Origin of the sequence: Microcoleus sp. B7-D4 (genome assembly GCF_036705125.1) — a bacterium.
GTDB lineage: Bacteria > Cyanobacteriota > Cyanobacteriia > Cyanobacteriales > Microcoleaceae > Microcoleus.
Window position 1 is genome coordinate 11,161 of the sequence record NZ_JAUBTT010000034.1, and the last position, 24,412, is coordinate 35,572.

The following is a 24,412-nucleotide window of genomic DNA, read 5'->3' on the forward strand; positions in this document are numbered from 1 at the left end:
TTCCTTCACATTGAGATAAACATCTTGATAAAAGATTAACAATCTTTACACGCGCTCGCTCGCGGGGCTGCCAATATCCGCGATCGGGCTCCACGGGCCCGGTGCACAATAAAATTGACTACTCGGTAGCCACAAACTTTTGAACCCTCGCCAGAATTATTTCTAATTCAGCAATGATTTTTGTAGCCCCCTCCAAATCATTAGATTCAGCCAGACTTTGAAGCCGATCTGCCATATCGGGCATTAACCGCACCGCCGCCGTAGCGCTGACACCTTTAATTTGATGAGCGTGGCGGGCGAGTGTCTCCATATCTCCCAAGGCGATCGCCCCCTTAGCAGCTTCTAAATAACTAGCAGTATCCACCACAAAAGTTTGCAGTATTTCCCGCTCAAACTCTACATCAGCCCCCGAAATTTCGTGCAAACGTGCCATATCGACTACCGATTCGATATCTGGTTCAGAGTTTTGAAGTTCCTCGGCCTTAAACTTGGGATTTCCAATTTTTAGTTTGACCGACCAATTTGCTAGTACCGATTTTAACTTTTCGATCGCAATAGGTTTGCTAATATAATCGTCCATGCCCGCCGCCAGACACTTTTCCCGATCGCCCTTCAAAGCATTCGCCGTCATCGCAATCACCACCGTCTTTTGATGTGGTTCCATCTTCCCAGCAGCATCTGCCGCTTCCCGGCGGCGCAATTCCAGCGTTGCTTCGTAACCGTCCAAAACCGGCATCTGACAGTCCATCAACACAATGTCATACTTTTTCTGAGCAACCATAGATAGCGCCTCTGCGCCGTTATTCGCGACATCCGCAGTGCATCCCAAAACTCTAAGTTGATTGAGACCAACTTTTTGATTGATTGGAGTATCTTCAACTAACAAAATCTTTAAACTTGCTAACTCCCGGTTGTCAATAGCTGAGGCTCGATTCGACGTTGAATTTGCCTGCGACTCATCAATCAGCGTCATCGGGGCGATCGCATTCGCCAAGCAATCAAATAGTCGGTGAGCTTTCACAGGTTTAGTTAAATACCCGCTAAAACCGCTATCTACCAAGCGTTTCGCCTCTGCAAGCTGAGTCATTGAAGTCAGCACCACCCAATGCGTCTGCTGCATTGCCGGCTCAGAAATCCTCAAGCGTTCGAGACTTCCGGCCACCATTTCCGGCAACTGAATATCAACCAAAACGATATCGTAAGGGGAATTAACGCTAACAGCTTTGTACAGAGATGCGATCGTCATCCAACCGTTTTCCACCTCCTCAACTTCCATTCCCCACAAAACAGCCATTCTCACTAGCACTTTTCGCACAGTCGGCTTGTCGCTGGCAACTAACATTTTTCGCCCCGCCAGCACCGTTTCAAAATTCACTTCGCACGCTGTCCCGACAGCAGTTAAATTTTCCGTAACTGTCGGCACAGTAAACCAAAAAGTCGAGCCTTTGCCAGGGGTACTTTCCACACCGATTTGCCCACCCATTAATTCCACCAACTGCTTAGAAATAGCCAGCCCCAAACCTGTGCCACCGTATTTTCTTGTCGTAGAGGCATCAACTTGAGTAAAAGATTGAAACAGCTTTTTTTTGTCTTCGGGAGCAATCCCAATTCCTGTATCTGTTACTTTAAACAGCAGGAGCATAAAGTCACTGTTTTCTATTTTCAACGGCTCGATATTCTCTAAAATTCTCTGATTATCGGTGGCTGCCAATAACTCAGGATTACTAGCATTAGCAACCTCAATTACCACTTCTCCTGCTTCTGTAAACTTAATAGCATTGTTGATCAAATTAGTGAGTATTTGCCGCAACCGCGCTGCATCACCTTTAATTTGCACCGGCACGTCACTGTCAATCAGTGCCACCACTTCTATACCTTTTTCTTGTGCGGGAGTTGCCAACAAATCCAGCACTTCATTCATACAGATACTGAGGTTAAATTCTAGTATTTCTAAGCGCATTTCTCCGGCTTCCAGTTTGGAGAGATCCAGAATATCGTTAATGATGGAGAGTAAATTTTGACCGCTGAGTTTCAGCGTCTGTACAAAGTCAAGCTGTTCGGGAGTAAGATTCGTTTTCAGCAGCAAATCTGTCATCCCCATCACTCCATTCATCGGAGTACGGATTTCGTGACTCATATTTGCTAAAAATAGCGACTTCATTCGAGACGCTTCTAGGGCTGCTTCTCGTGCCTGCTGCGCTTGTTCAAAAAGAGTAGATTGCTGAATGGCGATCGCCAACTGCACGCTCAACCTTCCCAGCAAATCCATCTCAGAATCAGTCCAAACCCGCGGAGCGCTGCACTGATGGGCAATCAGCAATCCCCACAACCGATTTTGACTCGTTTCCAAACTCCTTCCCGGCAGTTCACTTCGAGTTTCAGGCGAATATTCTGCTGCCAAACCCTGACTTTCATCGCCTATAAAAATTGGTACAACTAAATTAGCCCTTACCTGCAAACTAGCGAGTAAATCTCGGTGTTCCTCGCTCAAATTGGCCGTATAAATATCTGCCATTGCTTGAATTGTTCCTGGACTGTACAGCCATACAAAATTTTCCCCAAAGGATGTTCTTTGAACTTTTCTGCCCAGCAGGGGCATCCAATCATCCCCTACAGATTCCACAACAACAACCGCTGTTTCCTCGGAATCAAAACGATAAATTATCGTGCGGTCAGTTGCCAGCAACTGCCGCACTTCTTGTACAGCAGTGCTCAGAGTTTGAGTGAGGTTGAGAGACTGCCGGACTCGCTGGGCGATCGCCGAAACCAGCCGTTCTTGTTCTGCTTGTTCGCGCAGCCTTCTCTCAGCTTGCTTGCGTTCGGTGACATCGCGAATTACCGCAGCAAAGCACAGCGGTTCGGTGGTTTGAGGGTGCTTGACCAGAAAAGCATTCATCACAACATCAATGGGTTGTCCGGTGGCCAAGTGCTGCATTTGACCTTCGCCTTGCCACTGGCCATGACTGATAATTGTTGGTAAAATCTCTTGACTGAATTTCTGTTGAAAATAGGGCCCAATATAATCCCATATCTCCGTATAAAGCACTCCCAAAAGATTCTCTACACCCACCAGTTTTCGTCCGGCTTCGTTGACAAACAGCGTTTGGCCTTTCAGGGTAGCCATACCGATAAAATCGCTGCTGTTTTCAATCAGCGACACAAATTTTTGCCGTTCTTCTTCTCCTTTTTTGCGTTCGGTAATGTCGCGCTTGACGCAGACATGACAAATTACATCGTCGGCGTTGTTAATCACAGAGTATGCCGCAACGTCGATCGCCAGCGTCTGGCCGCCTTTAGTGGAGTTAGTAATTTCGCCCCGAAAACTTCCTGTTTTTGCTAAACTTTGGGCAATTGCCAAAAAGCGCTCCCCCGCAACCAGCGGCGAAGCTTCTGCTTCTAATTCCGCGTCTGTGTATCCTAGAAGTGTTTGGTGAGCAAGATTTTGTTCGACGAAAAACCCGTCAGCATCGATAATGACGATCGCATCGTTGGAGTTTAAAAATATTTCTCGGTAAAGTTTTAGTTTTTCCTCAGCTCGCTTGCGTTCGCTGATGTCTCTTTTGACACTTACATAACAAACTACATCCCCAGCATCATTTAAAACCGCAAAAGCCGAAACCTCGACCTCAACTGTTCCTTCTTGCACAGCCTTAATAAAGGTCATTTCGCCTCGGTAACTCCTAGTTTCTGCCAAGCTTTGCATTACCGAGGCAAATCCCTGTTCTCCCATGTGAGTTGCCGGGGTTTTTCCCCACAATTTAGACGAACTGTGGCCCAGCAAAGCCGTGTGAGCTTGATTTGTTTCTAAGTAATAGCCTTGGGCGTCTAAGATCGCGATCGCATCGTTGGATTTCAAAAAGATTTGTTGATAAAGTTGCAGCTTCCGTTCAGCTTGTTTCCGGGCGCTAATATCTGTGAACAAGCCGTAGTAAACTATCTCCCCCGATGCTTGAAATTCGGGCTGGGAAGCTCCTTGCACCCATTTAAGTTTTCCTGACGGAGTGACAATTCTTCCTTCCCAGCGCCAAGGCTGCAAATTTTCAGCAGAAAGCGTCACCGAGTTGAGAAAATCATCTCGATCTTCGGGATGAATCATGTCAACAATTACATTAAAATTCTGCTGAGCAGCCTCTGGTTCTATTTCATACAATTCTCGGCAGCCCGCGCTCACAAACGAGAAGACCATTGAGCCGTCTGGATGCAAGTCAATTTGATATACCGTACCGGGTACGCTAGCAGTAATTTTTTGCAGTTGGGCTTGGCTTTGATTCCTGGCTTCATCTGTGGCCTGCAATTGACCAATCTCTCTAGAAAAACCCAAAACCCCAAATATATTACCCTCTGCATCGCACAGTGGCACTTTTTGCGTGTCAAAGATGTGCTGTTTGCCACCTTCAAAGACGATCGCCTGGTAGGGATTGCGAACCCTCTCCCCAGCCAGCACAGCTCGATCTTCCTCGCGGATGCCCCTAATTTTGCCGTTGCGATCGCCAAATACTAATTCGGCACAAAACCCTAATTCAATATCATCTTTGCCGATAATTTCCGCAACATTTTTGCCCACATATTCAGCAAAACTTTGATTGACAAAAATGTATCTAAAGTTTCTATCTTTCGCAAAAACTCTGTCCGGAGCCTCGTCCATTACAGCCCGCAACAATAGTTCTTGACTTGCCGAATCCAGAGCAAAATTATTTTGAAGTTGAGCCTTGACACTGGTCGTTTTAGTTGCTAGAATATTTAACTGTTTTGCACAAATTTGAGCGACCGTGTGGAGCAAACAAAGGTGTTCCAAATTAAAAGCAGTTGGCTGCTCTGCACCAATGAAAAATACTCCCAACAATTCTTCACTTTCATCTGGGTTGGCTGGTGCCATCAAGACCGACTGAAACTCAGCAATTGGTGGCGGAGCGATGTTGTGCGCCCACTCCCGATTGCCGGCGAGCCATTCAGCGCCAGCAGCTTGCAAGCGCCCTTCAATTTCGGCTTTGGCGCCAGCAGTTAAGGGCTGTAAGTGTTGCAGGTATAGTCGATCGTCCGGTAGCGTCAAAATTGCGATCGTCTCTGTGGGAATGAGGCGATCGAGATGTGCCAGACACGCAGACCAAATTTCATCAGCACTGAGAGCGGCTTGAACTTTTGCAGTAAGTTCGTTGAGAACTTGCAGTTCCAAGGTACGCTGGCGGACTTTTGCTTTGAGGCTGGCGGCTAGGATTTGCATAGTGCTCACCACGCTGGTTTGCTTATATTATAATAATTATTGATTTTCAAATTTTTGTAAACAATCATCTTAAAATATATCCGCCGAAAAGACAACGGTTTTATATTTAAATTACCTTCAACCGATAAAAAAGCGTGCGATCGGGAGCAAAGAGACATTGCTCAATGCAAGCTCTCGCTCCCGCTGCGACACTTAAGCTCACACCCAAAAACAGATGCAAGCTCCGACTTCCTTGATCGAACTCAAAAAATTTTAGATCAAAGTTCAAACCCTCAAATTCATGTGTTGAGTCAATCAAAAATCGAAAATCGAAAATCAATGGACGGTGAAACTACCCCATTAAAATCACATTATCGATCACATGGATGACGCCGTTATCAGCTTCGATATCCGCAGCGACAACTGTAGCATTTTTCACCTCAAAACCGTCAGAACAATCAATTTTAATCGGCGAACCTTCCAAGGAAGTAACAAAACCGAGTTTTGCCAAATCCGCCTTCATAAACTTGCCGGAGACGACATGAAACATCAAAATCCTAGTCAGTTGGGGAACGTTCTGCACTAGGGTTGTGATAGTTCCCGGCGGCAATTTCGCAAAAGCATCGTCAGTGGGTGCAAAGACAGTAAAAGGGCCCGGACTTTTGAGGGCATCTACTAAATTAGCTACTTGCACGGCTGTTACGAGGGTTTGGAACGAACCCGCACCTACGGCAATATCAACAATATCAGGCATTGTGTTTTACCTCATCTGGGAAAAAAGTTCTATTAAGTATCGTAAACTGAGGCGGGCAACAATACCTAGTGTCTTTTTTGAAAAATTGGTAATTCTTTTGTAGTGAGGACTTCAATCCTCAGATTTTTGATGAGGACTGAAGTCCTCACTACAAACCTAATAATATAGGACTTACGCATGGGGGCCCAGAAACCCAGTTTTTTACGAAAATACTTCGTTAAAACCCGCCGATTAGGTAAAAAACCCAGTTTCTAGGAGTCGGAGTGCGTAAGTCCTGTAATAGTTATTTTCCCAGATATAATATTACTAACCGCTTGGCAATTTAACGGCGCGGTGCTTTTCAAGTGCTACAAGACTGCTGGCGATTGTGATACCAAAACCTCGGTTTCTAAATCTGCTACTTGAGCATTGAGGTTTTCTCCCTTGTGAATGCTAAAACTGCCGTACAAAATTGAAATTTCAAAAATGTCTGTAGTAATCACCGCAGGCTTGCGGTGTTCCGGCTCGCCCAAAGAAATTCCGAAGAATTCAGCTTCCAGTTCGCTAACTGCCTCTTCATCGTGTACAGTCCAACTGATATCGCGACAGTCTTTGAAGGCCAGCATATAAGGCAATCTTTCTTCTGGATTGTAGACGCATTCAATTAATACTTCGTTTCCCCATAAAGATAGGTTGACTTTTGTGATTAAAGATGTAAAACCACCCAATCCAAGCAAGTTATAGTCATCCTTCCAATCACTCATTTAATTTTTCTCCCGTATTGTGAGTACCTGGAATTAAATTACCAAATTCGTCTCTCGTCCGCAATAATTTACCATCTCTATCGAGACGCAAACCTTTGTTGATATTTCTTCCATCTGATCCATATTTCGGTGCAGCCGTTCTAATCACTTCACCGTTAGGACGGATCATTACTGTTGACTTATCAAAAAATTTATATGCAACATAACCCTCTCTAGTAGTTCTGATTTCTGCACCCAGTCCGCGCAAAAAGTCATCGACTTCTTGGCGATTCATTCCGGTTAAGTCTCCAAACTCAGATGCAATTCCATTTCCTCCAACTCCCTGACCCGGCACACAAGTCTCCTCACCAACCATTGCCTTTTCTAGTTTAGCACATTACCTTTTGCAAGTAGCTACGCAATACGCTTGTGATACCAAAACCTCTGTTTATCAACTCATTTCCCAGTCTTTTATCTAAAATCTCACAGCTACAATCGAAATTACTAAACGACTGCTTGCGCTGGTGATACCAAAACCTCTGTCTCTAAATCTTCAGCATTTAGGTTTTCTCCCTTGTGAATGCTAAAACTGCCGTACAAAATAGAAATTTCAAAAATATCAGTATGAATTAAAGCTGCTTTCCGGTGCGCGTCTTCACCTAAATGAAAACCAATCAAATCAGCTTCAGGATCTTTGACATCTTCAGGATGGAACACCTCCCAACTGATGTCTCGGCAGTCATGAAATACTATGCTATAAGGCAATCGATCGCCTGTCGGATCGTAAATACATTCAAATAAAATTTCATTTCCCCACAAAGACACATTGACATTTGTGATGAGGGATGTAAGTCCACCTAAATTAAGCAAGTTGTAGTCATCGGGCATATTAATTACTCACTTTTTCTCCAGTATTGTGCGTCCCAGGAATCTTATTGCCAAATTCATCGCGTGTTTTGACCAAGCTGCCATCTTTGTCAAGACGCAAACCTTTGTTTATTTTTCGGCCATCTGAACCGTATCTGGGAGCTGGGGTGCGTACAACTTCACCATCAGGACGGATATTGACTCGCGAACGATCGGCAAATTCGTATTCAAGATAACCCCCGTCAGTAGTTCTGATTTCTGCACCCAGTCCGCGCAAAAAGTCATCGACTTCTTGGCGAGTCATCCCGGTTAAGTCTCCAAACTCAGATGCAATTCCATTTCCTCCAACTCCCTGACTCGGCACGCAAGTCTCCTCACCAACCATTGCCTTTTCGAGTTTAGCACATTACCTTTTGCAAGTAGCTACGCAATACGCTTGTGATACCAAAACCTCTGTTTATCAACTCATTTCCCAGTCTTTTATCTAAAATCTCACAGCTACAATCGAAATTACTAAACGACTGCTTGCGCTGGTGATACCAAAACCTCTGTCTCTAAATCTTCAGCATTTAGGTTTTCTCCCTTGTGAATGCTAAAACTGCCGTACAAAATAGAAATTTCAAAAATATCAGTATGAATCAAAGCTGCTTTCCGGTGCGCGTTTTCACCCAAATGAAAACCAATCAAATCAGCTAATGGTTCTTTTACTTCCTCTTCATCATGCACCTCCCACATAATTTCTCGGCAGTCTTGAAAAACTAAAGAGTAAGGCAATTGAGCGCCTGTAGGATCGTAGATACATTCCAGTAATACTTCATTCCCCCACAAAGACACATTGACATTTTTCACGAGGGATGTAAGTCCACCTAAATTAAGCAAGTTGTAGTCATCAGGCATATTAATTACTCACTTTTTCTCCAGTAATGTGCGTATCAGGAATCTGATTGCCAAATTCATCGCGTGTTTGGAGTACGCTACCATCTTTGTCAAGACGCAAACCCCAGTTTATTCTTCTACCATCTGAGCCATATCGCGGTGCCCGCAGGCGAACAACTTCACTATTAGTGCGGATGATGACTTTTGACCTGTCAGAAAATTTGTATTCAACATAATTTCCTGAAGAAATTTTTACCTTAGCACCCAATCCGCGCAAAAAATCATCGACTTCTTCGCGAGTCATCCCGGTTAAGTCTCCAAACTCAGATGCAATTCCATTTCCTCCAACTCCCTGACTCGGCACGCAAGTCTCCTCACCAACCATTGCCTTTTTGAGTTTAGCACGGTTGAAGAATGGGAACAAGGAAGTTCGGCAACGGATTCGCTTTCTGAGGATGTAACGGAAGAAGGAAGAAGGAAGAAGGAAGAAGTTCGGCAACGGATTATGTAACGGATGTAACGGATGTAACGGATGTCAGTCCGAGGGAAGTCGGAAGAAGGAAGAAGGAAAGATCATTCCTCAAACTCGCAATGCCCAATGCTTTTCGGCCCAATTATCAATTCCCAATGACCAATAATCAATTCCCAAAACAAATAGGGGGTGCCTTGCGCCCCCCTACTAATTAACTAACTAAAGTAGGAAACAATTATTAGCCACCGATTTGAACTTTAACCACGCGGTTCTTTTCCGCTTCCGCTTTGGGCAAATTCAGGTGCAAAACTCCATTTTTGTACTCAGCTTGTACGCTGTCATTTTGAACCCGTGCGGGTAGGGGAATCACCCGGCGAAACGAACCGTAGCGGAACTCAGAGCGAGTCATGCCTTTATCTTCACTCTTAGTTTCCAGACGGCGTTCGCCACTGATAGCAACAGCTTCGGCGGTTACTTGTACGTCCAAATCCTTAGCTTCCATGCCTGGAACTTCTAATTTAAGGTGGATTGCTTCGGGAGTTTCATCGAGTTCGGCGGGGGGTACAAAAGCAACACCGTTAGATGCGCGATCGGTTGCCGGAGTCAAGCTATCAAACAACCGATTCATTTCTCGCTGCAAGGAGTCCATTTCCCGCAAAGGTTCCCAACGAATAAGTGCCATAACTAATACCTCGACTATCTGAAGTTTTTAGGGGTTGAGAAACACTTGACTCAACTTGTATTTAATATATTCCAGCTCCCGAAACTGGGGGAGTCGGTTTTCCGCAAAAAGGCCGATCGCATTTCCGAACATTCGCGATCGATATTGTAAAATCATCAAAAGGGGCGGGTATCCGATCCAACCGGAACCCAGCAATTTTAGATTTTAGATTCGAGCGAGGAATTCCCATCTAAAATCTAAAATCGAAGGTTCGATTAACTCCACCGCGAATGCTGATAAGAAGCGTAGGTATCAAACAAAGCACCCACCAAACCAAAAGTTAGACCGATAACGAAAAAACCCTGGAGGGGACAGCCGCTGCCGAAAGTAGCTAAGAACTGCAAAATCAGCTCTTCTCCAGAACGACCAACTCCTTGGAGAGCAGGCACGAAGCCAATCAGCGAAAAGCTAGTCAATCCTGCGCCGATTAACAATACGGGGGCGACAAAGCTCAACAGGCCCGTCAGCAGTACAGAGCGAAGAAAATTGGGAAAAATGCTCATAAGAGTCAGTAAATTCAGCTAAACTGCCGAAAGGTACAAGCAAACAAAACTTGTCCTTTTCTACGATAGGCAGCGATCGCCCTCAGTGGCCGGTTCTGTCAGAAATCTTAAATGTTAGAGAAAAAACTTGTTTAAGATTTGTAGATAAATTTCATTTTTGGCAGTTGTTCTATACTCGAAATCCCCTTGAGCACCACTACATCTTCCAGCCTCAGTTTGTGGAGTCAGCGGTTGCTGGCAGCAGCTTTATTGGGCGGCCAAGTCATGCTGCACTTGCTGAGGGGCAAAATTCACCGCCGCAACACCCTCGACCAAATGGCAGCAGTCGGCCCGGAATCTCTGCTGATTGCTTTGCTGACTGCGGGTTTTGTCGGCATGGTATTTACTATTCAGGTAGCGAGGGAGTTTATTAACCTCGGTGCAGGCAATGTCGTCGGTGGCGTTTTGGCTTTGTCTTTGACGCGCGAACTCGGCCCCGTCTTAACAGCCGTAATCGTGACGGGACGGGTAGGTTCGGCTTTTGCAGCGGAAATCGGCACGATGCAGGTAACAGAACAGATAGATGCCCTGCTGATGCTCAGAACAGACCCGATCGACTATTTAGTAATTCCCCGCGTCCTTGCTTGCTGCTTGATGCTGCCAATTTTAACTATCATGTGTCTCGTCACCGGCGTCGCGGGCGGACTGCTGATTGCTACGACGATGTACGGCATCTCTCAAAGCGTGTTTTTAGAATCAGTCCGCAATTTCCTGAGTCTGTGGGATATTTGCAGCGCGGCAATTAAGGCTTTTGTATTCGGTGGTTTGATTGCTGTAATCGGCACTAGCTGGGGTTTGACCACCACCGGCGGGGCAAAAGGCGTCGGCCAATCGACTACTACGGCGGTGGTGACGGCTTTACTGGCTATTTTTATTGTGAACTTTTTCCTGACTTGGCTGATGTTTCAGGGGACGGGCTCTAGCGTACTCAAAGGCCTGTAAGCTAGGAAACGGATAAAATATGAATAATTGGCAACATTCGTTTACTACCCTTGATTTAAACCCGTGACTACAACTGCTTCTTCGACTGCGCCGACAAGTACGATCGAACTCGCCCCGAGTTATGCCATTCCCCTAGTCCTGGTACTGGCGGGCCTAGCGCTGCTGTTCGTGCAGAAGTGGGCAAGTTTGCCACTTTCGCTGTTCGGCTTGTTTCTGATGTACCAAGCCGCCACCATCCGGCTGCAATTTACCCCAACAGATTTGGATATTTATCGATCGTCCAACTTAATCCGCCGCTTTCCTTACCGAGAATGGCAAAATTGGCGGATATTTTGGCCTGCGGTGCCGATTTTGTTCTATTTCAAAGAAATTAACAGCATTCACTTTCTGCCGGTTCTATTCGATCGTAAAATGCTACAGACCTGCTTAGAACAGCGCTGTCCCCGTCAAGACTAAAAAAGTTGTTAATTTTTAATTTTTAACTTTTCCGTGCCCCACGCCGAACAAAATTTCCCATGAATTCAGACGAATCTCCAACCCAAGAACCGCAACCACAACCAGCCGCCCCAAGCGGTGACGGCGAAGTCGATTTACCCGTGAATGAGACAGAGTACCAACTTCTATCTCAAACACGAGATTTGTGGATCGACGAAAATGAACTGCCCGCCCAACTCCCGGCAGAAACAGACCCGCCGCTGGACGAGGAAGATGCCGAAATCGCCCAATTCGTGGACGAAGCAGGCGCACTCGCCCAAATTGGATCCAACACCGACGAGGCCGAATCAGAAAGTCCGATCGCTCAAATCGATCCTCCCACAGACTCCCAGCCAACAGCAATCCCAGAAACGGTAACGCACATCCCAGAAAATGTTACCGAACAGTTGGCAGAGAGAGTCCAAGAATTGCAGCAGCAAGAACAAGCTTTGACTGAAAAAATTGCCGCATTGGAAGCCGACAAAGCCAATGCTATAGAAGCGTTGGGCCAGGCTCAAGCATCGATCGGGCGTTTGGTACAAGACGGCTTGATTCAACTAGATCAGCGCAAACAAGCGCTACAAATCGAAGTAGAAAAACTAGAACGCCGGCGCGATCGAATTCAGAAGGAAATGCGAACCACTTTTGCCGGCGTTTCCCAAGATTTAGCAATTCGAGTTCAGGGTTTCAAAGACTATTTAGTAGGGAGTTTGCAGGATTTGGCCGCCACCGCAGAACTCTTAGATTTGACACCGCCAGTGCAAGAGACACCACAGCGAACTGCTGCTGAGGAGTCTCAATCCTCAGCACCGGTAAATCCCAAATTTGCCGAACAGGGATTTCAAGAACAAGCCAAACAAATTCGCCGCACCCTCGATCAATACCGTACTGTCCCCGACTACTACGGCCCGCCTTGGCAACTCCGCCGCACTTTTGAACCCATCCACGCAGAACGAGTTTCTAACTGGTTTTTCACTCAAGGAGGAAGGGGTGCTTTGCGGACTATGGGTTCGCGCTTGCAAAATATCTTGATTACTTCGACAATTATTTCTGTACTCAGAAGCGTCTACGGCGGACGGGTGCGGACTTTGGTGCTCGCCAACAGTCCCGAACGTTTGGGAGAGTGGCGCCGGGGTTTGCAGGACTGTTTGGGCATTACTCGCAGCGATTTTGGCCCGGAAAGGGGGATTATTATGTTTGAGTCTGCGGAGGCTTTGGCTCAAAAAGCCGATCGACTGGTGAAAGATGGTAAATTGCCACTAATTGTCATTGATGAAACTGAGGATTTAATTAGTTTGTCAATCCTGCAATTTCCGTTATGGCTGGCCTTTGCTGCCGATCCGCAAACTTTGACGACTGCTAAGGATTTTTGAGCAAGTCCGGGCGAATATAATTCGCTGCTATACAAACTTTCGTCCGCCTGCGCGGACTGAAGAAACTCAGAGGGAAATTGACCGGAATTGGTTGTTCCTTCTTCTTCCTTCTTCCTTCTTCCTTCTGCCTTCTTCCTTCTGCTGTACACGAAATATCAAATTAAAAAATGGCTAGCTGGATAATTTTAAATGGCGCATTGCTAATAGCAGCTTATCTGCTGGGTTCGATTCCTACGGGGTACGCCTTGGGGAAATGGATGCTAGGAATTGATATTCGAGAGGTTGGTTCGGGTTCGACTGGTGCGACTAACGTACTGAGGACTTTGGGGAAGTGGCCGGGGTTGGGGGTTTTGTTGGTTGATGTGTTGAAGGGGGTAAGTGCGATCGTCCTAATCCGCTACATTTACTCTCTCACTTTTACCAGCCAGCTAGCAACCGCGGCAGGTTTAGAAAATACTGCAACTCTCCTCCCTTGGATGGCAACTTTGGCCGGTTTCTCTGCTGTTTTGGGCCACAGCAAATCAATCTGGCTGGGGTTTACCGGCGGTAAATCTGTGGCTACGAGTTTGGGAGTTTTGCTGGGTTTGTACTGGCCAGTTGGTTTGGGAACTTTCGGAATTTTCGGGATAGTATTTGCGGTGTCGCGAATTGTTTCTTTAAGTTCGATTATAGGGGCAATTAGCGTTGCTGGATTGATGTTTGCTTTACATCAGCCGCTGGCTTATGTATTGTTTGGAATTGCGGGCGGTGTGTTTGTAATTGTACGGCACCGGAGCAATATTCAGCGTCTGTTGAATGGTACGGAACCGAGAATTGGGCAGAAATTGGAAACAGCAGCTAGCGATTGATATTACCCACAGTCAGGACACGGCACTACAATTAATCGGGTGATGGTTACATCCAAGCCTGGAAGATTGATTATTTTGCGGTAGGGAAACGGCATTGCCGTGTCCTCCGTTGCTGAATTAGTCCTAGATACAGAAACCTGGTTTTTTACGGAAATAGTGCATTTTAGCCTTTAACACTGAGGAAAAACCCGGTTTTTTTGGTATTGATGCGTAATATTATGTCCGATCGATCGCCCATAATACAATTGCCGGGGCGGGTTTGTGAGATTGTCCGTTTTTGGCAAATATTATTGGTGAACCCGCCCCTACAGGAATCAGGGTAATCGACCGGACATGATATAACTCCTGTGAATGTAAAATGCGATCGCCTTTTTAGAACCCAGACAAATTCGGCGAAGTCGGGGATTTGGGTATAGCGCTTAATAAAATCCCTAAAATTTTTCCGACATCGCTCAGATAATACTCGATCGCATCAATAGAAACAATATTGCCCTCTAACTTCAAAAATCTCCACACAGTACCCGATGTCACGGCTCCATAAATGATGGGAATCTGATTTCCTTCTTCCTCATTAAATAACTGAGCCGCTAACATCTCCGCTGCACACTGCCCGAAACCAGCCTTAATATCTTCTTTTTTAGCTTCAACAAGGGTAATCACAGGGGCGCTGATAAACAGCCGTTCCGCTGACAAACTCATTAAAAAATCACAGGTTCCATTTAATCCTTTTTCAGGAGCTACATTAAACTCGGAACCTGAAAATAAACCAATCTGATAATTTAACTGCCGCCTAACTTCAAGTAAAATTGGTGCAATAATCAGTTCGGATCGAGCTTTTTCCGTATTTATATCTACTGCTAATGCTGCGTTTTCTTTCAACGCTACTTTCAGGATTTCGCTAGATTCTACTTCTGATATATCGGCAAACAAATCTTGATTTTCGTTAAGAGTTAAGTCAAATTGCTTGACAAGTTCCTTCAGCTTGAAGTCGCTATAAGCCATCTTAAATTCTCTGTTTTTATTTACCTAATTCTTGAGAACGCAAACAAGCTGCTTTCACTGCTTCGATTAGGGCAGAACGAAAGCCGTTACTCTCTAATTTAGCAATTCCCGCAATAGTTGTACCGCCGGGACTCGTAACTTGATCTTTCAATTGTGCCGGGTGCATTCCCGTTTCTTGCATTAGCTTCGCTGTACCAAATACTGTTTGTAAAGCTAATTGAGAGGCGATCGCCCGTGGCAGTCCTGCACAAACTCCGCCATCTGTCAAGGCCTCTATCAAAATTGCTACATAACCAGGCCCGGAACCCGAAAGCCCAGTCACCGCATCGAGCATACTCTCAGGTACTTCTACCACTTCTCCCACGGCCTGAAAGATGCGCTTTACCAATTCTAAATCAGCCGGTTGCACGAGTTTTCCCGGAGCGATCGCGCTCATTCCCGCCCCTACCGTTGCCGGAGTATTCGGCATCACCCGCAGCACTCCCCGCCCCGGAAAAGCTGGTTCGAGCTTGCTGAGTGGCACTCCTGCCAAAATCGACACTACCAGCGCTTCTGGCTGGGAATTAGCCGTTTCTCCATTATTTCCTTGTTTGCGATCGGCCGCCACCGCCAACTCCAAAGCTACCGTATCAAAAACTTGCGGTTTAATCGCCAAAAACAGCACTTCTGTAGCCGCAGCAACTTCTAGATTGCTGGCTGTTGTTCCAATCCCGTATTTGTTAGCCAAAAACTCGCGGCGCTTTACCCCAGGCTCGCTCACCAATATTTCTGAAGGCAAATAAACTTTTTGTGCTATTAAGCGGGATAAGAGAGCTTCTCCCATTACCCCGCCGCCGATCGTACCAAATTTTATGTTAGTCATTAGTCAGTTGTCAGTTGTCAGTTGTCACTTTTGAGTTATCAGTTGTCAGTTGTCAGTTGTCAGTTGTCATTGGTTACTTAGTTGTTAGCTAATGTTATTAATCCGCAGTGTTTATTCCACAGTTATTAGTTGTTAACTATTGACTACTGACTACTGACTACTGACTACTCACCACTGTCAACTGACTACTAACTACTGACTACTGAGCTACTGGAGCTTGTTCTGCCGGCCAGACTGTCGGTGCAGGAGCAGCAGCACGAGGGCGTCCTTGAGCAGGAGGCACTTCGTGAACCACACCAGACTGAGTTCTCACCTGCACGCAGCTAGGCGTAAACAAGAAAATACTTTCGCCAATTCGCTCTTGATGACCGTCAAGGGCATAAGTACCGCCCGCCACAAAGTCCACAGCTCTTTGCGCTTGGTCTGGGTCCATCACCGTCAGGTTCAAAACCACAGACTTGCGTTCCTTAAGGGCTCGAATTGCTGCCGGCATCTCTTCAAAAGTGCGCGGCTCCATTACTACTACTTCCGAAATCCCGTTCATAGCTCCAGGCATTCCAATCACGTTATTCATTACTGACCCTACTCCCCCGGTTGGTGCAACGACATCCATACCTGTCGATCCTACTACTGACCGCTCTCGCATTCTACGATTTTGACGACGTTCTTCTTCGGCTGCTGCGACGGCAGCGGGGTTGGGTTCAGGCGCTTGGTAAAAGTTCTGATACCGCTCCCCTTCCGTTTCGTCGTACACGTCATCGTACTCAGGCTCATTGTTGATGCCTACAAAATCTCGCAGTTTAGAAAAAATATTCATGATTCACGCTCCTTCACGACTTTGCTGCCCCGACTATACTCGCGTTGCGCGTTAGTCGCGGGTGGCTGACTATTCTATATTTAACCCAAATTGTCTTTATCAGAAGATTTCAATTATTTATCCCCTCCTAGAGCCAAATAAGGTTTGTCCTAGCCGTACCATAGTAGCACCTGCTTGAATTGCCAAATGATAATCTCCCGACATCCCCATCGAGAGCTGCTGCATTTGAATGCAGGGCAAATTTTGCTGCTGGATTTTCTGTGCAAGTTCGCGAGTGCTGTTAAATAATTCTAGGATTTGCGAGTCATCTAATCCCAGCGGAGGAATTGTCATCAAACCTTGAATTTTGATATGCTGACATTTGTTGAGTTCTGGAAGGTCGGCCAGCAGTTCTGGAACGCTCCAGCCGTATTTGTCCGGGTCGGGCAACATTTTGACTTGCAGGCAGACTTGGGGAGAGCAGGACTGTTCGCCCGCCAAGCGCGAAAGTCGCTGAGCAAGCTTTAAATTGTCGAGAGAGTGAATCCACTGGAAATGCTCTAGGGCCTTGGCGGCTTTGTTGGCTTGCAAGTGCCCGATCAAGTGCCAGTTGATATCCGGTAAATCTTGCAGTTGGCTTTGTTTTTCGGCAGTCTCTTGAACCTTACTCTCGCCAAAATCCCGGATACCGGCGTCGTATGCTTCGCGGATAGCATCAGTCGGTACCTGTTTGGTAACGGCAATTAACCGCACTGATTCCGGCAAGTGTTGGCGAATGCTGTTAATTCGAGAGGCTATGGTCATGGGTGCTCAACGCTCTTGACGGGAGGGAAGGAAAATTTAGACAGTTACCAATTACAAAATTACTGATTTTCGTTATTGAAATGTGCGCTGGTGAATGGTCTGCAATTGGTCGTACTCCTGATATTGACCGCTGCGACGCAGGGTTCGCAGGCGAATTTCGACCATGAGGCGAGCGTCGGAGCGACTGATTGGTTCAAATCTCAGCCCCCCAGGGCCGTTTGTCACCAAAAAAAACAGGCGTTGGGCGTATAGGGTGGTAAATAATTCTTGGCTGTCTTCAACCTGGGATACCCTGAAGAGGAGGCCAAAGTTTGGATGATTCAGGTAAGTTTCGGTAGTCATTCACACTCACAATCTATCAATTTTAGATTAAAGATTTCGATTTTAGATTTTAGTTTCGTTCGATCGCCCGACGGCGTTGTTTGAGAGCGGGGTACAAAGGGCGATCGCCGTAGCCGTGCAATAGTCTCCGTCGTGGCTGAGGCTTAATTGCCACTGGCAATTTCCCCAAACAGAGGCTTGTGCTGCTGCGGTTCCGTGCAGTTGCACATTGGGAGCACCGTTTTCGGAGCGCCGAATTTCCACATCTGCATACCGTATTCCCCGCCATCCCGTGCCTAGAGCTTTGACAACGGCTTCTTTTGCTGCCCAGCGACCCGCTAGCTGGTTGCAGGAAACTCGATTCATTTTACCTTTAATGCTGCTGTGTTGAGAATTTAGTTGCCCGCAATCCCTTTGTTCGGCGGGTGTGTAAACTTTTTCGAGAAAGCGATCGCCAAACCGGTCTAATGCGGCTTGAATGCGCGGAACATATACGATATCTGTCCCAAGATAGATGTTCAAGGTCTGGGTTCTCTAAATATTTGCCTCCATTACTTTAGCAGGACTGTCGCGTACCAGACAAAACTTACTCAAATCTAGGCCCGTGCTCCAAACCCCGCTCGAATCCAGGGCTGTTTCATTCTCTTGTAGGGTCAATCCCTCGTGAAGAGCCCCGATATCTGAAACTCGAATCAGTCCTTCCCAATTCTTCAATCTCAAATCTAATCAATCAATCAATCAATCTAAAATCTAAAATCTAAAATCTAAAATCTTAACTGTCCCAACCCCAAACAAAGCGGGCGCTCCAGAGGATGAGCAAGCAGCCGAGGGCGATCCAGTCTCGGATTTTCAATTGCAACTGGTGCCATTCTACACGGTGTCGATCGGGACTGGTGAAGCCGCGAACTTTCATGGCGCTGGCTATTTGTTCAGCTCGCAGGAGCAAGTTTTCTAACAGCCGCTCCGCTATCATCAACCACACTTGAGCGGCGCTGCGAAATCCGAGTTTTTTCCAGTTTATCGCTCTGGTTCTGACCGATCGCACTAAATTTTGTATTTCTTCCAATACTAGGGGAATAAATCGCAAAGATAAAGTTAATGTTAAGGCTATTTCGGTAATAGGCCAGTTCAAGCGACGCAAGGGCTGCATTAAGTTTTCAAGGGCGGCGGTAATTTCTTCGCTGGCTGTGGTGAGAAGGTAGAGGTTGGTGCTGTAAATTACTGTGAAAAATAGGGTGCTGACGTTGATAGCTAAATCTAGGGATTTGCGGGTGATTTTAATCGGGCCTTGTTTTAATAAAACGTAGCGGTAGTTTGTGGGTTGGGGGAGTTGATTTGGGCTTTGGGCTTTGGGATTGGGGATTGGGGAGTTTGAGCCTAAGTTAAAAGGTTTATACCAGGGTTTTGGTTGGGGCGGGGGTGGAAGAGTTGCGGGCTGTTGGGAAAAGGTTAATTCGTCGGCGGGGATGCGGGGCTGGTGTTCTGCGGGGAGTCCGTCGGGGGCGATCGCGCTGAGGCAAAATATTAATAGGCAGAATAGCAGCAGCAGTCCCATTTGCTGTTTCCACACGCGCAGGGGAATGGCTGCTGTTAGTGTCAGTACGATTAACATTCCTACTAGCATCAGCCGCCAGATGGGATTGGCGAGTATGGGCGCAATCAGAAATGTCATCAACCAGGCTAGTTTTACGCGGGAGTCTAGCCGGTGAAGCCAGGTTACGGGTTGTTCTAGGTAAAGTCCTATGGGGAGCGATCTAAGTAAGTCCATTTGGGATTTTAGATTTTAGATTTTAGATTTTAGATTGTCGATTATTAATAATACTAATTTATTGAACCGCGAAGACGCGAAGGACGCGAAGCAAGACAAGAGAAGAAAGAGAATAGAATAGAAAAAAACGCAATTTGCTTTGATCGTTAAATTGCGTTTTTTATGGGTCTTCCGTACTTAGTGTACTAATTTATCTGAAATTAATGGCTTAAATTTTTACACAACCAGGATTTCCGGTCTTACTTTAGTTAATTTGGAGCCATTTTTTCCTTCGATTCATACATAGCTTGGGTTTTAACTACTTAAACTAATAGTTTGGCACACTAAGTACGGAAGAGCCTTTTTTATTGAATCGAAAATCGAAAATTACTTGACGCGCAGTGCTCTATTTGTTGTGCTCATTTCGGTGGCACGAACTTTTTTGCCTCTCCAAAGTAGCCGCATTGGTGTACCGGTAAAGCCGAGGTGTTTGCGGAATTGGCTTTCCATGTAGCGGCGGTAATTTTCTGTGAAGCGTTTGGGATCGTTGACAAATAGGGCGATTGTCGGTGGCTGCGATCGCACTTGAGTACCGTAATAGATTTTGCCTTGTTTTCCTTGGCGGGTAACTGGGGCTGAGTGCCAGGTTGTGGCTTCTTCTATGACTTCGTTAATGACGGCGGTAGTGACGCGGCGCTTGTGTTCGTCGGAGGCTTTGTCTACTAATTCAATGATTTTTTCAACACGCTGTCCACTCATGGCGCTAACAAAAATCATTTCTGCCCAGTCGAGGAAATAAAGTCGGGTTCTGACTTCTCTTTCGTACTCGTAGATTGTGTCGGAGTCTTTTTCTACGGCATCCCATTTGTTGACGACTATGATGCAGGCTCGACCTTCTTGGCTGATGCGATCGGCTAATTTTTGGTCTTGATCTGTAACGCCGTCAATTGCGTCAATTACTAACAGTATGACGTTGGCGCGGCGGATGGCTTTGAAAGCGCGGTTGATCCCGAAAAATTCTGCGCCGTATTCGACGTTTTTCTTTTTGCGAATTCCGGCTGTGTCGATCAGGCGGTAGGTTTTACCGTTGCGTTCTACTAAGGTGTCGATCGCGTCGCGGGTTGTCCCGGAAATCGGGCTGACTATAGCGCGATTTTCTCCTAGAAATGCGTTTAACAAACTCGATTTGCCGACGTTGGGACGACCGATAATTGCTACTTTAATTTCCTCAACTTCTGGTAATACTTCCGTGGGAAGATAAGTTATTAATTTGTCAAGCAATTCGCCGGTGCCGTTGCCGTGAATGCCGGAAACTGGGAAAGGTTCTCCGAGCCCCAATTGCCAAAAGTCTGCAGCTTGGGTGAGTCCTGTATTTTCGGATTCGCATTTGTTGACTGCGAGAATGACTGGGACTTTTTGCAGTCTCAGCCAAGATGCGATCGATTCGTCGCCGCCGGTGAGCCCTGTTTTTCCGTCAACTACGAAAATGGCTGCGCTGGCTTCTGCGAGGGCCGCCATTGCTTGTTCGCGAATTAAAGGCAGAAATTCTGTCTCGTCGTCGAATACTAGCCCGCCGGTGTCTACGACTTGATATTCCCGATCGCCCCAGTATGCTGGTCTGTAAGTGCGATCGCGCGTGATTCCCGGTTCGTCGTGGACGATCGCGTCTTGGGTGTTGGCTAAACGGTTGACGAGCGTCGATTTGCCTACATTGGGGCGTCCAATAATAGCAACTATAGGTAGAGACATAAAAGTAGCAGCAATAAGGCTGCGCCGTAATTTTGAGGTTTAGCCTTTTATTGTAAGCGAAACTGGCCCAGATTGTATGCGATCGGGCTGCATCGTGTATTATAGGCCCTCCGGGGCTGTGTGGCCCGCGCCGCGAATTCATGGCGACCTCTGGAAACGAGATAAAGAAGGCTCGGACTGTTAATCTGGATTACCAGAGCCTGGTAACGATAAAAGCTTGCTGCACCTTCTCTAAAAATTGCTAAATGGAACGACTTATTTCTGTATTCGGGTTAGCTGTTTTTGTCGGTTTGTCCTACGTCTTTTCAGTCGATCGGCGCGCTGTCAAGTGGCCGCCCGTATTGTGGGGAATTGCTTTACAGCTAATTTTTGCTATTTTGATTCTCAAAACTGCTCCGGGTTTGGCTGTATTTAAATTTTTGGGAGATATGGTGACGCAGTTTCTCAATTTTTCGGATGCGGGGGCAAAGTTTATCTTTGGAGATAATTTTGCAGAACACTTTATCGCTTTTAAAGTGCTGCCAACTATCATTTTTTTCTCTTCGTTTATCACCCTACTTTATCACTACGGCATTTTACAGCGAGTTGTGCAAGCAGTGGCATGGTTGATGATTAAAACCATGAAAACTTCTGGCGCCGAAACGCTTTCTTGTGCTGCGAATATCTTTATCGGGCAAACGGAAGCTCCTTTGTTAATTAAACCTTATTTGGCGGCGATGACGCTCTCGGAACTCCATGCTGTCATGACGGGAGGATTTGCCACAATTGCCGGCGGAGTCATGGCAGCTTATATTTCTTTTGGAGTACCGGCTCAACATTTAATTGCGGCGTCGGTGATGTCTGCACCAGCAGCTTTGGCTATTTCTAAATTGCTGTACCCAGAAACTGAAAAGTCGCTGACTGCTGGGGAGGTGGAGGTGAAGGTGGAACAGGTTTATGCTAATGCGGTGGATGCGGCGGCTTCGGGTGCTAGCGACGGGTTGAAGTTGGCGGCGAATGTGGCCGCGATGCTGATTGCTTTTTTGGGTTTGTTGGCTTTTTTTAATGCGCTTTTGGGGTGGTTTGGAGGGCTAATTAGTTTGCCTCAGTTGTCGCTAGAATTAATTTTTGCTTATTTGATGGCTCCGGTTGCTTGGCTGATGGGGGTGCCTTGGGCTGATTGTGCAGAGGTGGGGATTGTTTTGGGAAAAAAAACGATTTTGAATGAGTTTATTGCTTATTTAGATTTGATGGAATTGGTGAAACAACAGGCGATTTCTGAACGATCGCAAATTATCTCGACTTATGCTTTGTGCGGGTTTTCTAACATTGGTTCGATCGGGATTCAGATTGGGGGAATTGGCGCGATGGCCCCGCAGCGGCAAGGCGATTTGGCGAGGTTGGGCGTGAGGGCGATGATTGCTGGCTCTGTGGCTTGTTTTATGACTGCTTGTATCGCGGGGATGCTGATTTGAAAGTTTTGAGTTTTTAGTTAAGCTGTGCGGTGCTTATGGCGCACCTTACATTAACTCCAGTAAATCTTATTAAATAAAAGTTAAAAAACCCACCAAATTATTTGATGGGTGGTATTACTTTGATCATTGGCGAGGCAGGACATGGAATTTTAGCGATCGGCTATTATTGAAAACAAGCAGGAGTTTAGTTTTTGACGAAAGCTTAAAACAGCAGCTTAAAAATGGAAACTAAATTTCCCTCAAAGCTCAACACATTAGGTGGTAATATGGCTGTTCTGCAACTAGAAGACGGTAGAACATATACGGATATCCGGGCGATCGCGAGTCAACTGGCAGTTTTAAATATTGAGATCGATTCCCTGCCCACTAACGAAAATCCGGCGTTTCAAGAACTGCTCGTTCAAGACATTCTCAATGTTACAGAAAAACAGCAGATTCTCGCAGCATATAATAGTGAGTTTGAACAGTTTAAGCGCGCCAGCGGATATCGGTGGTGCGACTTAAAAGTGCTGCATCCAGGTTCGCAGCAGATTTACGCACTGATGACTCAAAGCGATCGCACTCATACCCACACAGATGCAGAAGTTCTTCACATTTTAGCTGGGGAATGCGTTTTTGGGTTTGTGTATTCTAACGGCTCTCAGGTACAATTAATGCTGCAAGCTGAAGAATACATTAAAGTGCCGGCTAATACCGAACATTGGTTTTATCTCACTCCGTCGCTGTACTTGAAAGCCTTGCAGTATTACACGAGTGCTCAAGGCTGGGTTCCTAAGTATACCAACAGGAAACTAAAAATTAAAAACTAAATGTATGGTGCGCTTCGGCGCACCTTCCTCTATCAAAATAGGCGATTGAAATGGCGACACTACAAACAAAGTCTCTCTATAAAAGACGAGGATTAAATGCTCTCTACTTCATTAGGTGCGGCCATTTCAATTTCTTCGCATCGCTGCAAAAGCGCTTCTATTTCCTGAGCTAAAAAAATTACTTCCGGCCAAGAAGAACCGTTGATTAAATCTTGAGCGTGAGCTAATTTGTTTCTCAATGCCTCTGCTGACTTTAAAAAACGCTCCCCGTAGCGTTTGGATTTGAGCCCCAGCCGATCGACTATTTCAGCCGAACTCAGGATTAAATCTCGCTTGTCGCAGAATTGCAGGTAATCGATTAAGTCAATTGCTTCATTTCTGGATCGCCCCAATTCCCAAAGGTGTTTTGCGGCTAAAATGCGATCGCCCTTAAGCAATTTCTGCCAAGAATCTTGGGGAAAGTAAATCCGCACTATCCGCAATAAATTCATTTCCAGAAGCGTCACCAATCCAAACAGCAGCATCCGCACTGGTGCTTTTTGTAAATCGCCGCAGGTAACAATCCCGTTGATCCTGTTGCTTTCCAATACAAATAATCTCGGTTTTTCTCGCAGCAGCGGCAGCAATTCCATCAAAGGAGTGGCGGCGGCAATTAATTGGGAGGGGTGAAAAATTTGCTGGTAGTCGCTGCACTTGCCTGTCTTTAAGTGCGATCGTTCTACATAGCCGCAAACCGTGCCGTTTTCTTCGATACCGAGCACGTCAAAATCGCGGGCCTCCATCCACGATCGCAATTTGGCGGCATCTTCGCAAGCGGGGACAGCTTTCAGCGGTTCCGCGAGGTATTTAACTGTAATGCTGTCTTTGAATAAATCCCGCAAGTCGGCGGAACTTGATTTTAAATGTTTCATCTCATGTCCGGTAATTTCATGGATCGTTGCGCGACAAAATGACAATTAATATTGTAACTGCCAGTAAAGACGCCGTATTACCGTGGGAGAATCTCTGTTTTGGAAAAAGGGTTTTTTAGAAGTGCGATCGTCCCCCTTGCACTCCTGTAAAATCAAAACAGAGATG

At 46.2% G+C, this 24,412-nt stretch carries 25 protein-coding genes; 6 read left to right on the plus strand and 19 right to left on the minus strand.

Going from position 1 to position 24,412, the window contains the following annotated elements:
- Nucleotides 1-118: 118 nt before the first annotated feature.
- From QUB12_RS15420 to QUB12_RS15465, 10 genes are all read right to left on the minus strand, one after another.
- Nucleotides 119-5,221 (minus strand): PAS domain S-box protein, encoded by a 5,103-nt coding sequence (locus tag QUB12_RS15420; protein WP_333307438.1) that lies wholly within the window; start codon nucleotides 5,219-5,221, stop codon nucleotides 119-121.
- Between the two features lie 331 nt (nucleotides 5,222-5,552).
- Nucleotides 5,553-5,954 (minus strand): fasciclin domain-containing protein, encoded by a 402-nt coding sequence (locus QUB12_RS15425; protein WP_006634220.1) that lies wholly within the window; start codon nucleotides 5,952-5,954, stop codon nucleotides 5,553-5,555.
- Between the two features lie 347 nt (nucleotides 5,955-6,301).
- The gene (locus QUB12_RS15430) at nucleotides 6,302-6,697 is read right to left on the minus strand and encodes a hypothetical protein (protein ID WP_333307441.1); all 396 of its coding nucleotides are present in this window, start codon (nucleotides 6,695-6,697) and stop codon (nucleotides 6,302-6,304) included.
- Nucleotides 6,690-7,052, minus strand: a complete 363-nt coding sequence (locus tag QUB12_RS15435; protein WP_333141004.1) for a hypothetical protein — start codon at nucleotides 7,050-7,052, stop codon at nucleotides 6,690-6,692. Before QUB12_RS15435 ends, QUB12_RS15430 begins: the two co-directional genes overlap by 8 nt.
- A gap of 128 nt (nucleotides 7,053-7,180) precedes the next feature.
- The gene (locus tag QUB12_RS15440) at nucleotides 7,181-7,564 is read right to left on the minus strand and encodes a hypothetical protein (RefSeq protein ID WP_333141006.1); all 384 of its coding nucleotides are present in this window, start codon (nucleotides 7,562-7,564) and stop codon (nucleotides 7,181-7,183) included.
- 1 nt (nucleotide 7,565) lies between these two features.
- On the minus strand, nucleotides 7,566-7,928 hold the full coding sequence (locus QUB12_RS15445) for a hypothetical protein (protein ID WP_333103896.1): 363 nt from the start codon (nucleotides 7,926-7,928) through the stop codon (nucleotides 7,566-7,568).
- Nucleotides 7,929-8,056: 128 nt separating this feature from the next.
- Nucleotides 8,057-8,440, minus strand: a complete 384-nt coding sequence (locus tag QUB12_RS15450; protein ID WP_333307444.1) for a hypothetical protein — start codon at nucleotides 8,438-8,440, stop codon at nucleotides 8,057-8,059.
- A gap of 1 nt (nucleotide 8,441) precedes the next feature.
- Nucleotides 8,442-8,804: a hypothetical protein gene (locus QUB12_RS15455; protein WP_333288112.1), complete on the minus strand. Its 363-nt coding sequence runs from the start codon at nucleotides 8,802-8,804 to the stop codon at nucleotides 8,442-8,444.
- A gap of 325 nt (nucleotides 8,805-9,129) precedes the next feature.
- Nucleotides 9,130-9,573: an Hsp20/alpha crystallin family protein gene (locus QUB12_RS15460; protein ID WP_333141014.1), complete on the minus strand. Its 444-nt coding sequence runs from the start codon at nucleotides 9,571-9,573 to the stop codon at nucleotides 9,130-9,132.
- 254 nt (nucleotides 9,574-9,827) lie between these two features.
- On the minus strand, nucleotides 9,828-10,115 hold the full coding sequence (locus tag QUB12_RS15465; protein WP_333141016.1) for a hypothetical protein: 288 nt from the start codon (nucleotides 10,113-10,115) through the stop codon (nucleotides 9,828-9,830).
- 186 nt (nucleotides 10,116-10,301) lie between these two features.
- Between QUB12_RS15465 and QUB12_RS15470 the strand changes: the two genes are divergently transcribed.
- The 4 genes from QUB12_RS15470 (at nucleotide 10,302) to plsY (ending at nucleotide 13,791) form a co-directional block, all read left to right on the plus strand.
- Nucleotides 10,302-11,096, plus strand: coding sequence for an MlaE family lipid ABC transporter permease subunit (locus tag QUB12_RS15470; RefSeq protein ID WP_333141018.1), 795 nt, complete (start codon nucleotides 10,302-10,304; stop codon nucleotides 11,094-11,096).
- Nucleotides 11,097-11,159: 63 nt separating this feature from the next.
- On the plus strand, nucleotides 11,160-11,552 hold the full coding sequence (locus QUB12_RS15475; protein WP_333307447.1) for a DUF3119 family protein: 393 nt from the start codon (nucleotides 11,160-11,162) through the stop codon (nucleotides 11,550-11,552).
- Nucleotides 11,553-11,611: 59 nt separating this feature from the next.
- The gene (locus tag QUB12_RS15480) at nucleotides 11,612-12,943 is read left to right on the plus strand and encodes a DUF3086 domain-containing protein (RefSeq protein WP_333307450.1); all 1,332 of its coding nucleotides are present in this window, start codon (nucleotides 11,612-11,614) and stop codon (nucleotides 12,941-12,943) included.
- A 167-nt stretch (nucleotides 12,944-13,110) separates the two neighbouring features.
- Nucleotides 13,111-13,791, plus strand: a complete 681-nt coding sequence (gene plsY / locus QUB12_RS15485; protein WP_333141024.1) for a glycerol-3-phosphate 1-O-acyltransferase PlsY — start codon at nucleotides 13,111-13,113, stop codon at nucleotides 13,789-13,791.
- A 372-nt stretch (nucleotides 13,792-14,163) separates the two neighbouring features.
- Here plsY and QUB12_RS15490 read toward each other — a convergent pair whose 3' ends face one another.
- The 8 genes from QUB12_RS15490 to der all read right to left on the minus strand — a co-directional run bounded on the left by QUB12_RS15490 (nucleotide 14,164) and on the right by der (nucleotide 21,072).
- Complete coding sequence (locus QUB12_RS15490) at nucleotides 14,164-14,793, minus strand: hypothetical protein (RefSeq protein ID WP_333141026.1); 630 nt, start codon at nucleotides 14,791-14,793, stop codon at nucleotides 14,164-14,166.
- A gap of 16 nt (nucleotides 14,794-14,809) precedes the next feature.
- Nucleotides 14,810-15,655 (minus strand): pyrroline-5-carboxylate reductase, encoded by an 846-nt coding sequence (gene proC / locus QUB12_RS15495; protein ID WP_333141028.1) that lies wholly within the window; start codon nucleotides 15,653-15,655, stop codon nucleotides 14,810-14,812.
- 199 nt (nucleotides 15,656-15,854) lie between these two features.
- Entirely contained in the window at nucleotides 15,855-16,472 is a 618-nt protein-coding gene (locus tag QUB12_RS15500) for a cell division protein SepF (protein ID WP_333080778.1), read from the minus strand.
- A gap of 117 nt (nucleotides 16,473-16,589) precedes the next feature.
- Nucleotides 16,590-17,255, minus strand: coding sequence for a YggS family pyridoxal phosphate-dependent enzyme (locus QUB12_RS15505; RefSeq protein WP_333141030.1), 666 nt, complete (start codon nucleotides 17,253-17,255; stop codon nucleotides 16,590-16,592).
- Between the two features lie 72 nt (nucleotides 17,256-17,327).
- Complete coding sequence (gene pipX / locus QUB12_RS15510; RefSeq protein WP_006634205.1) at nucleotides 17,328-17,597, minus strand: transcriptional coactivator PipX; 270 nt, start codon at nucleotides 17,595-17,597, stop codon at nucleotides 17,328-17,330.
- Nucleotides 17,598-17,639: 42 nt separating this feature from the next.
- On the minus strand, nucleotides 17,640-18,098 hold the full coding sequence (gene acpS / locus QUB12_RS15515; protein ID WP_333141032.1) for a holo-ACP synthase: 459 nt from the start codon (nucleotides 18,096-18,098) through the stop codon (nucleotides 17,640-17,642).
- 250 nt (nucleotides 18,099-18,348) lie between these two features.
- Nucleotides 18,349-19,344: an energy-coupling factor transporter transmembrane protein EcfT gene (locus QUB12_RS15520; RefSeq protein ID WP_333141034.1), complete on the minus strand. Its 996-nt coding sequence runs from the start codon at nucleotides 19,342-19,344 to the stop codon at nucleotides 18,349-18,351.
- Nucleotides 19,345-19,710: 366 nt separating this feature from the next.
- The gene (der, locus tag QUB12_RS15525) at nucleotides 19,711-21,072 is read right to left on the minus strand and encodes a ribosome biogenesis GTPase Der (RefSeq protein WP_333103879.1); all 1,362 of its coding nucleotides are present in this window, start codon (nucleotides 21,070-21,072) and stop codon (nucleotides 19,711-19,713) included.
- 245 nt (nucleotides 21,073-21,317) lie between these two features.
- Between der and QUB12_RS15530 the strand changes: the two genes are divergently transcribed.
- The gene (locus tag QUB12_RS15530; protein WP_333141037.1) at nucleotides 21,318-22,526 is read left to right on the plus strand and encodes a NupC/NupG family nucleoside CNT transporter; all 1,209 of its coding nucleotides are present in this window, start codon (nucleotides 21,318-21,320) and stop codon (nucleotides 22,524-22,526) included.
- Nucleotides 22,527-22,747: 221 nt separating this feature from the next.
- Nucleotides 22,748-23,335, plus strand: a complete 588-nt coding sequence (locus tag QUB12_RS15535) for an acireductone dioxygenase (protein WP_333141039.1) — start codon at nucleotides 22,748-22,750, stop codon at nucleotides 23,333-23,335.
- A gap of 92 nt (nucleotides 23,336-23,427) precedes the next feature.
- On the opposite strand, the gene QUB12_RS15540 is transcribed toward QUB12_RS15535, so the two are convergent.
- A complete protein-coding gene (locus QUB12_RS15540; RefSeq protein WP_333307453.1) occupies nucleotides 23,428-24,246 on the minus strand; it encodes a hypothetical protein in 819 nt (272 codons plus the stop codon).
- Between the last annotated feature and the right edge of the window lie 166 nt (nucleotides 24,247-24,412).

Excerpts from the sequence above, each read along its gene's own strand:
- QUB12_RS15425 (WP_006634220.1), bottom strand. The coding sequence starts at position 5,954 with ATGCCTGATATTGTTGATATTGCCGTAGGTGCGGGTTCGTTCCAAACC.
- QUB12_RS15445 (WP_333103896.1), bottom strand. The coding sequence starts at position 7,928 with ATGGTTGGTGAGGAGACTTGCGTGCCGAGTCAGGGAGTTGGAGGAAAT.
- QUB12_RS15460 (WP_333141014.1), bottom strand. The coding sequence starts at position 9,573 with ATGGCACTTATTCGTTGGGAACCTTTGCGGGAAATGGACTCCTTGCAG.
- plsY (WP_333141024.1), top strand. The coding sequence starts at position 13,111 with ATGGCTAGCTGGATAATTTTAAATGGCGCATTGCTAATAGCAGCTTAT.
- QUB12_RS15450 (WP_333307444.1), bottom strand. The coding sequence starts at position 8,440 with ATGCCTGATGACTACAACTTGCTTAATTTAGGTGGACTTACATCCCTC.
- QUB12_RS15505 (WP_333141030.1), bottom strand. The coding sequence starts at position 17,255 with ATGACCATAGCCTCTCGAATTAACAGCATTCGCCAACACTTGCCGGAA.
- proC (WP_333141028.1), bottom strand. The coding sequence starts at position 15,655 with ATGACTAACATAAAATTTGGTACGATCGGCGGCGGGGTAATGGGAGAA.
- QUB12_RS15465 (WP_333141016.1), bottom strand. The coding sequence starts at position 10,115 with ATGAGCATTTTTCCCAATTTTCTTCGCTCTGTACTGCTGACGGGCCTG.
- QUB12_RS15530 (WP_333141037.1), top strand. The coding sequence starts at position 21,318 with ATGGAACGACTTATTTCTGTATTCGGGTTAGCTGTTTTTGTCGGTTTG.
- QUB12_RS15490 (WP_333141026.1), bottom strand. The coding sequence starts at position 14,793 with ATGGCTTATAGCGACTTCAAGCTGAAGGAACTTGTCAAGCAATTTGAC.
- QUB12_RS15430 (WP_333307441.1), bottom strand. The coding sequence starts at position 6,697 with ATGAGTGATTGGAAGGATGACTATAACTTGCTTGGATTGGGTGGTTTT.
- QUB12_RS15520 (WP_333141034.1), bottom strand. The coding sequence starts at position 19,344 with ATGGACTTACTTAGATCGCTCCCCATAGGACTTTACCTAGAACAACCC.
- QUB12_RS15435 (WP_333141004.1), bottom strand. The coding sequence starts at position 7,052 with ATGGTTGGTGAGGAGACTTGTGTGCCGGGTCAGGGAGTTGGAGGAAAT.
- QUB12_RS15455 (WP_333288112.1), bottom strand. The coding sequence starts at position 8,804 with ATGGTTGGTGAGGAGACTTGCGTGCCGAGTCAGGGAGTTGGAGGAAAT.
- pipX (WP_006634205.1), bottom strand. The coding sequence starts at position 17,597 with ATGACTACCGAAACTTACCTGAATCATCCAAACTTTGGCCTCCTCTTC.
- QUB12_RS15500 (WP_333080778.1), bottom strand. The coding sequence starts at position 16,472 with ATGAATATTTTTTCTAAACTGCGAGATTTTGTAGGCATCAACAATGAG.
- QUB12_RS15440 (WP_333141006.1), bottom strand. The coding sequence starts at position 7,564 with ATGCCCGATGACTACAACTTGCTTAATTTAGGTGGACTTACATCCCTC.
- QUB12_RS15540 (WP_333307453.1), bottom strand. The coding sequence starts at position 24,246 with ATGAAACATTTAAAATCAAGTTCCGCCGACTTGCGGGATTTATTCAAA.
- der (WP_333103879.1), bottom strand. The coding sequence starts at position 21,072 with ATGTCTCTACCTATAGTTGCTATTATTGGACGCCCCAATGTAGGCAAA.
- QUB12_RS15420 (WP_333307438.1), bottom strand. The coding sequence starts at position 5,221 with ATGCAAATCCTAGCCGCCAGCCTCAAAGCAAAAGTCCGCCAGCGTACC.
- QUB12_RS15480 (WP_333307450.1), top strand. The coding sequence starts at position 11,612 with ATGAATTCAGACGAATCTCCAACCCAAGAACCGCAACCACAACCAGCC.
- QUB12_RS15535 (WP_333141039.1), top strand. The coding sequence starts at position 22,748 with ATGGAAACTAAATTTCCCTCAAAGCTCAACACATTAGGTGGTAATATG.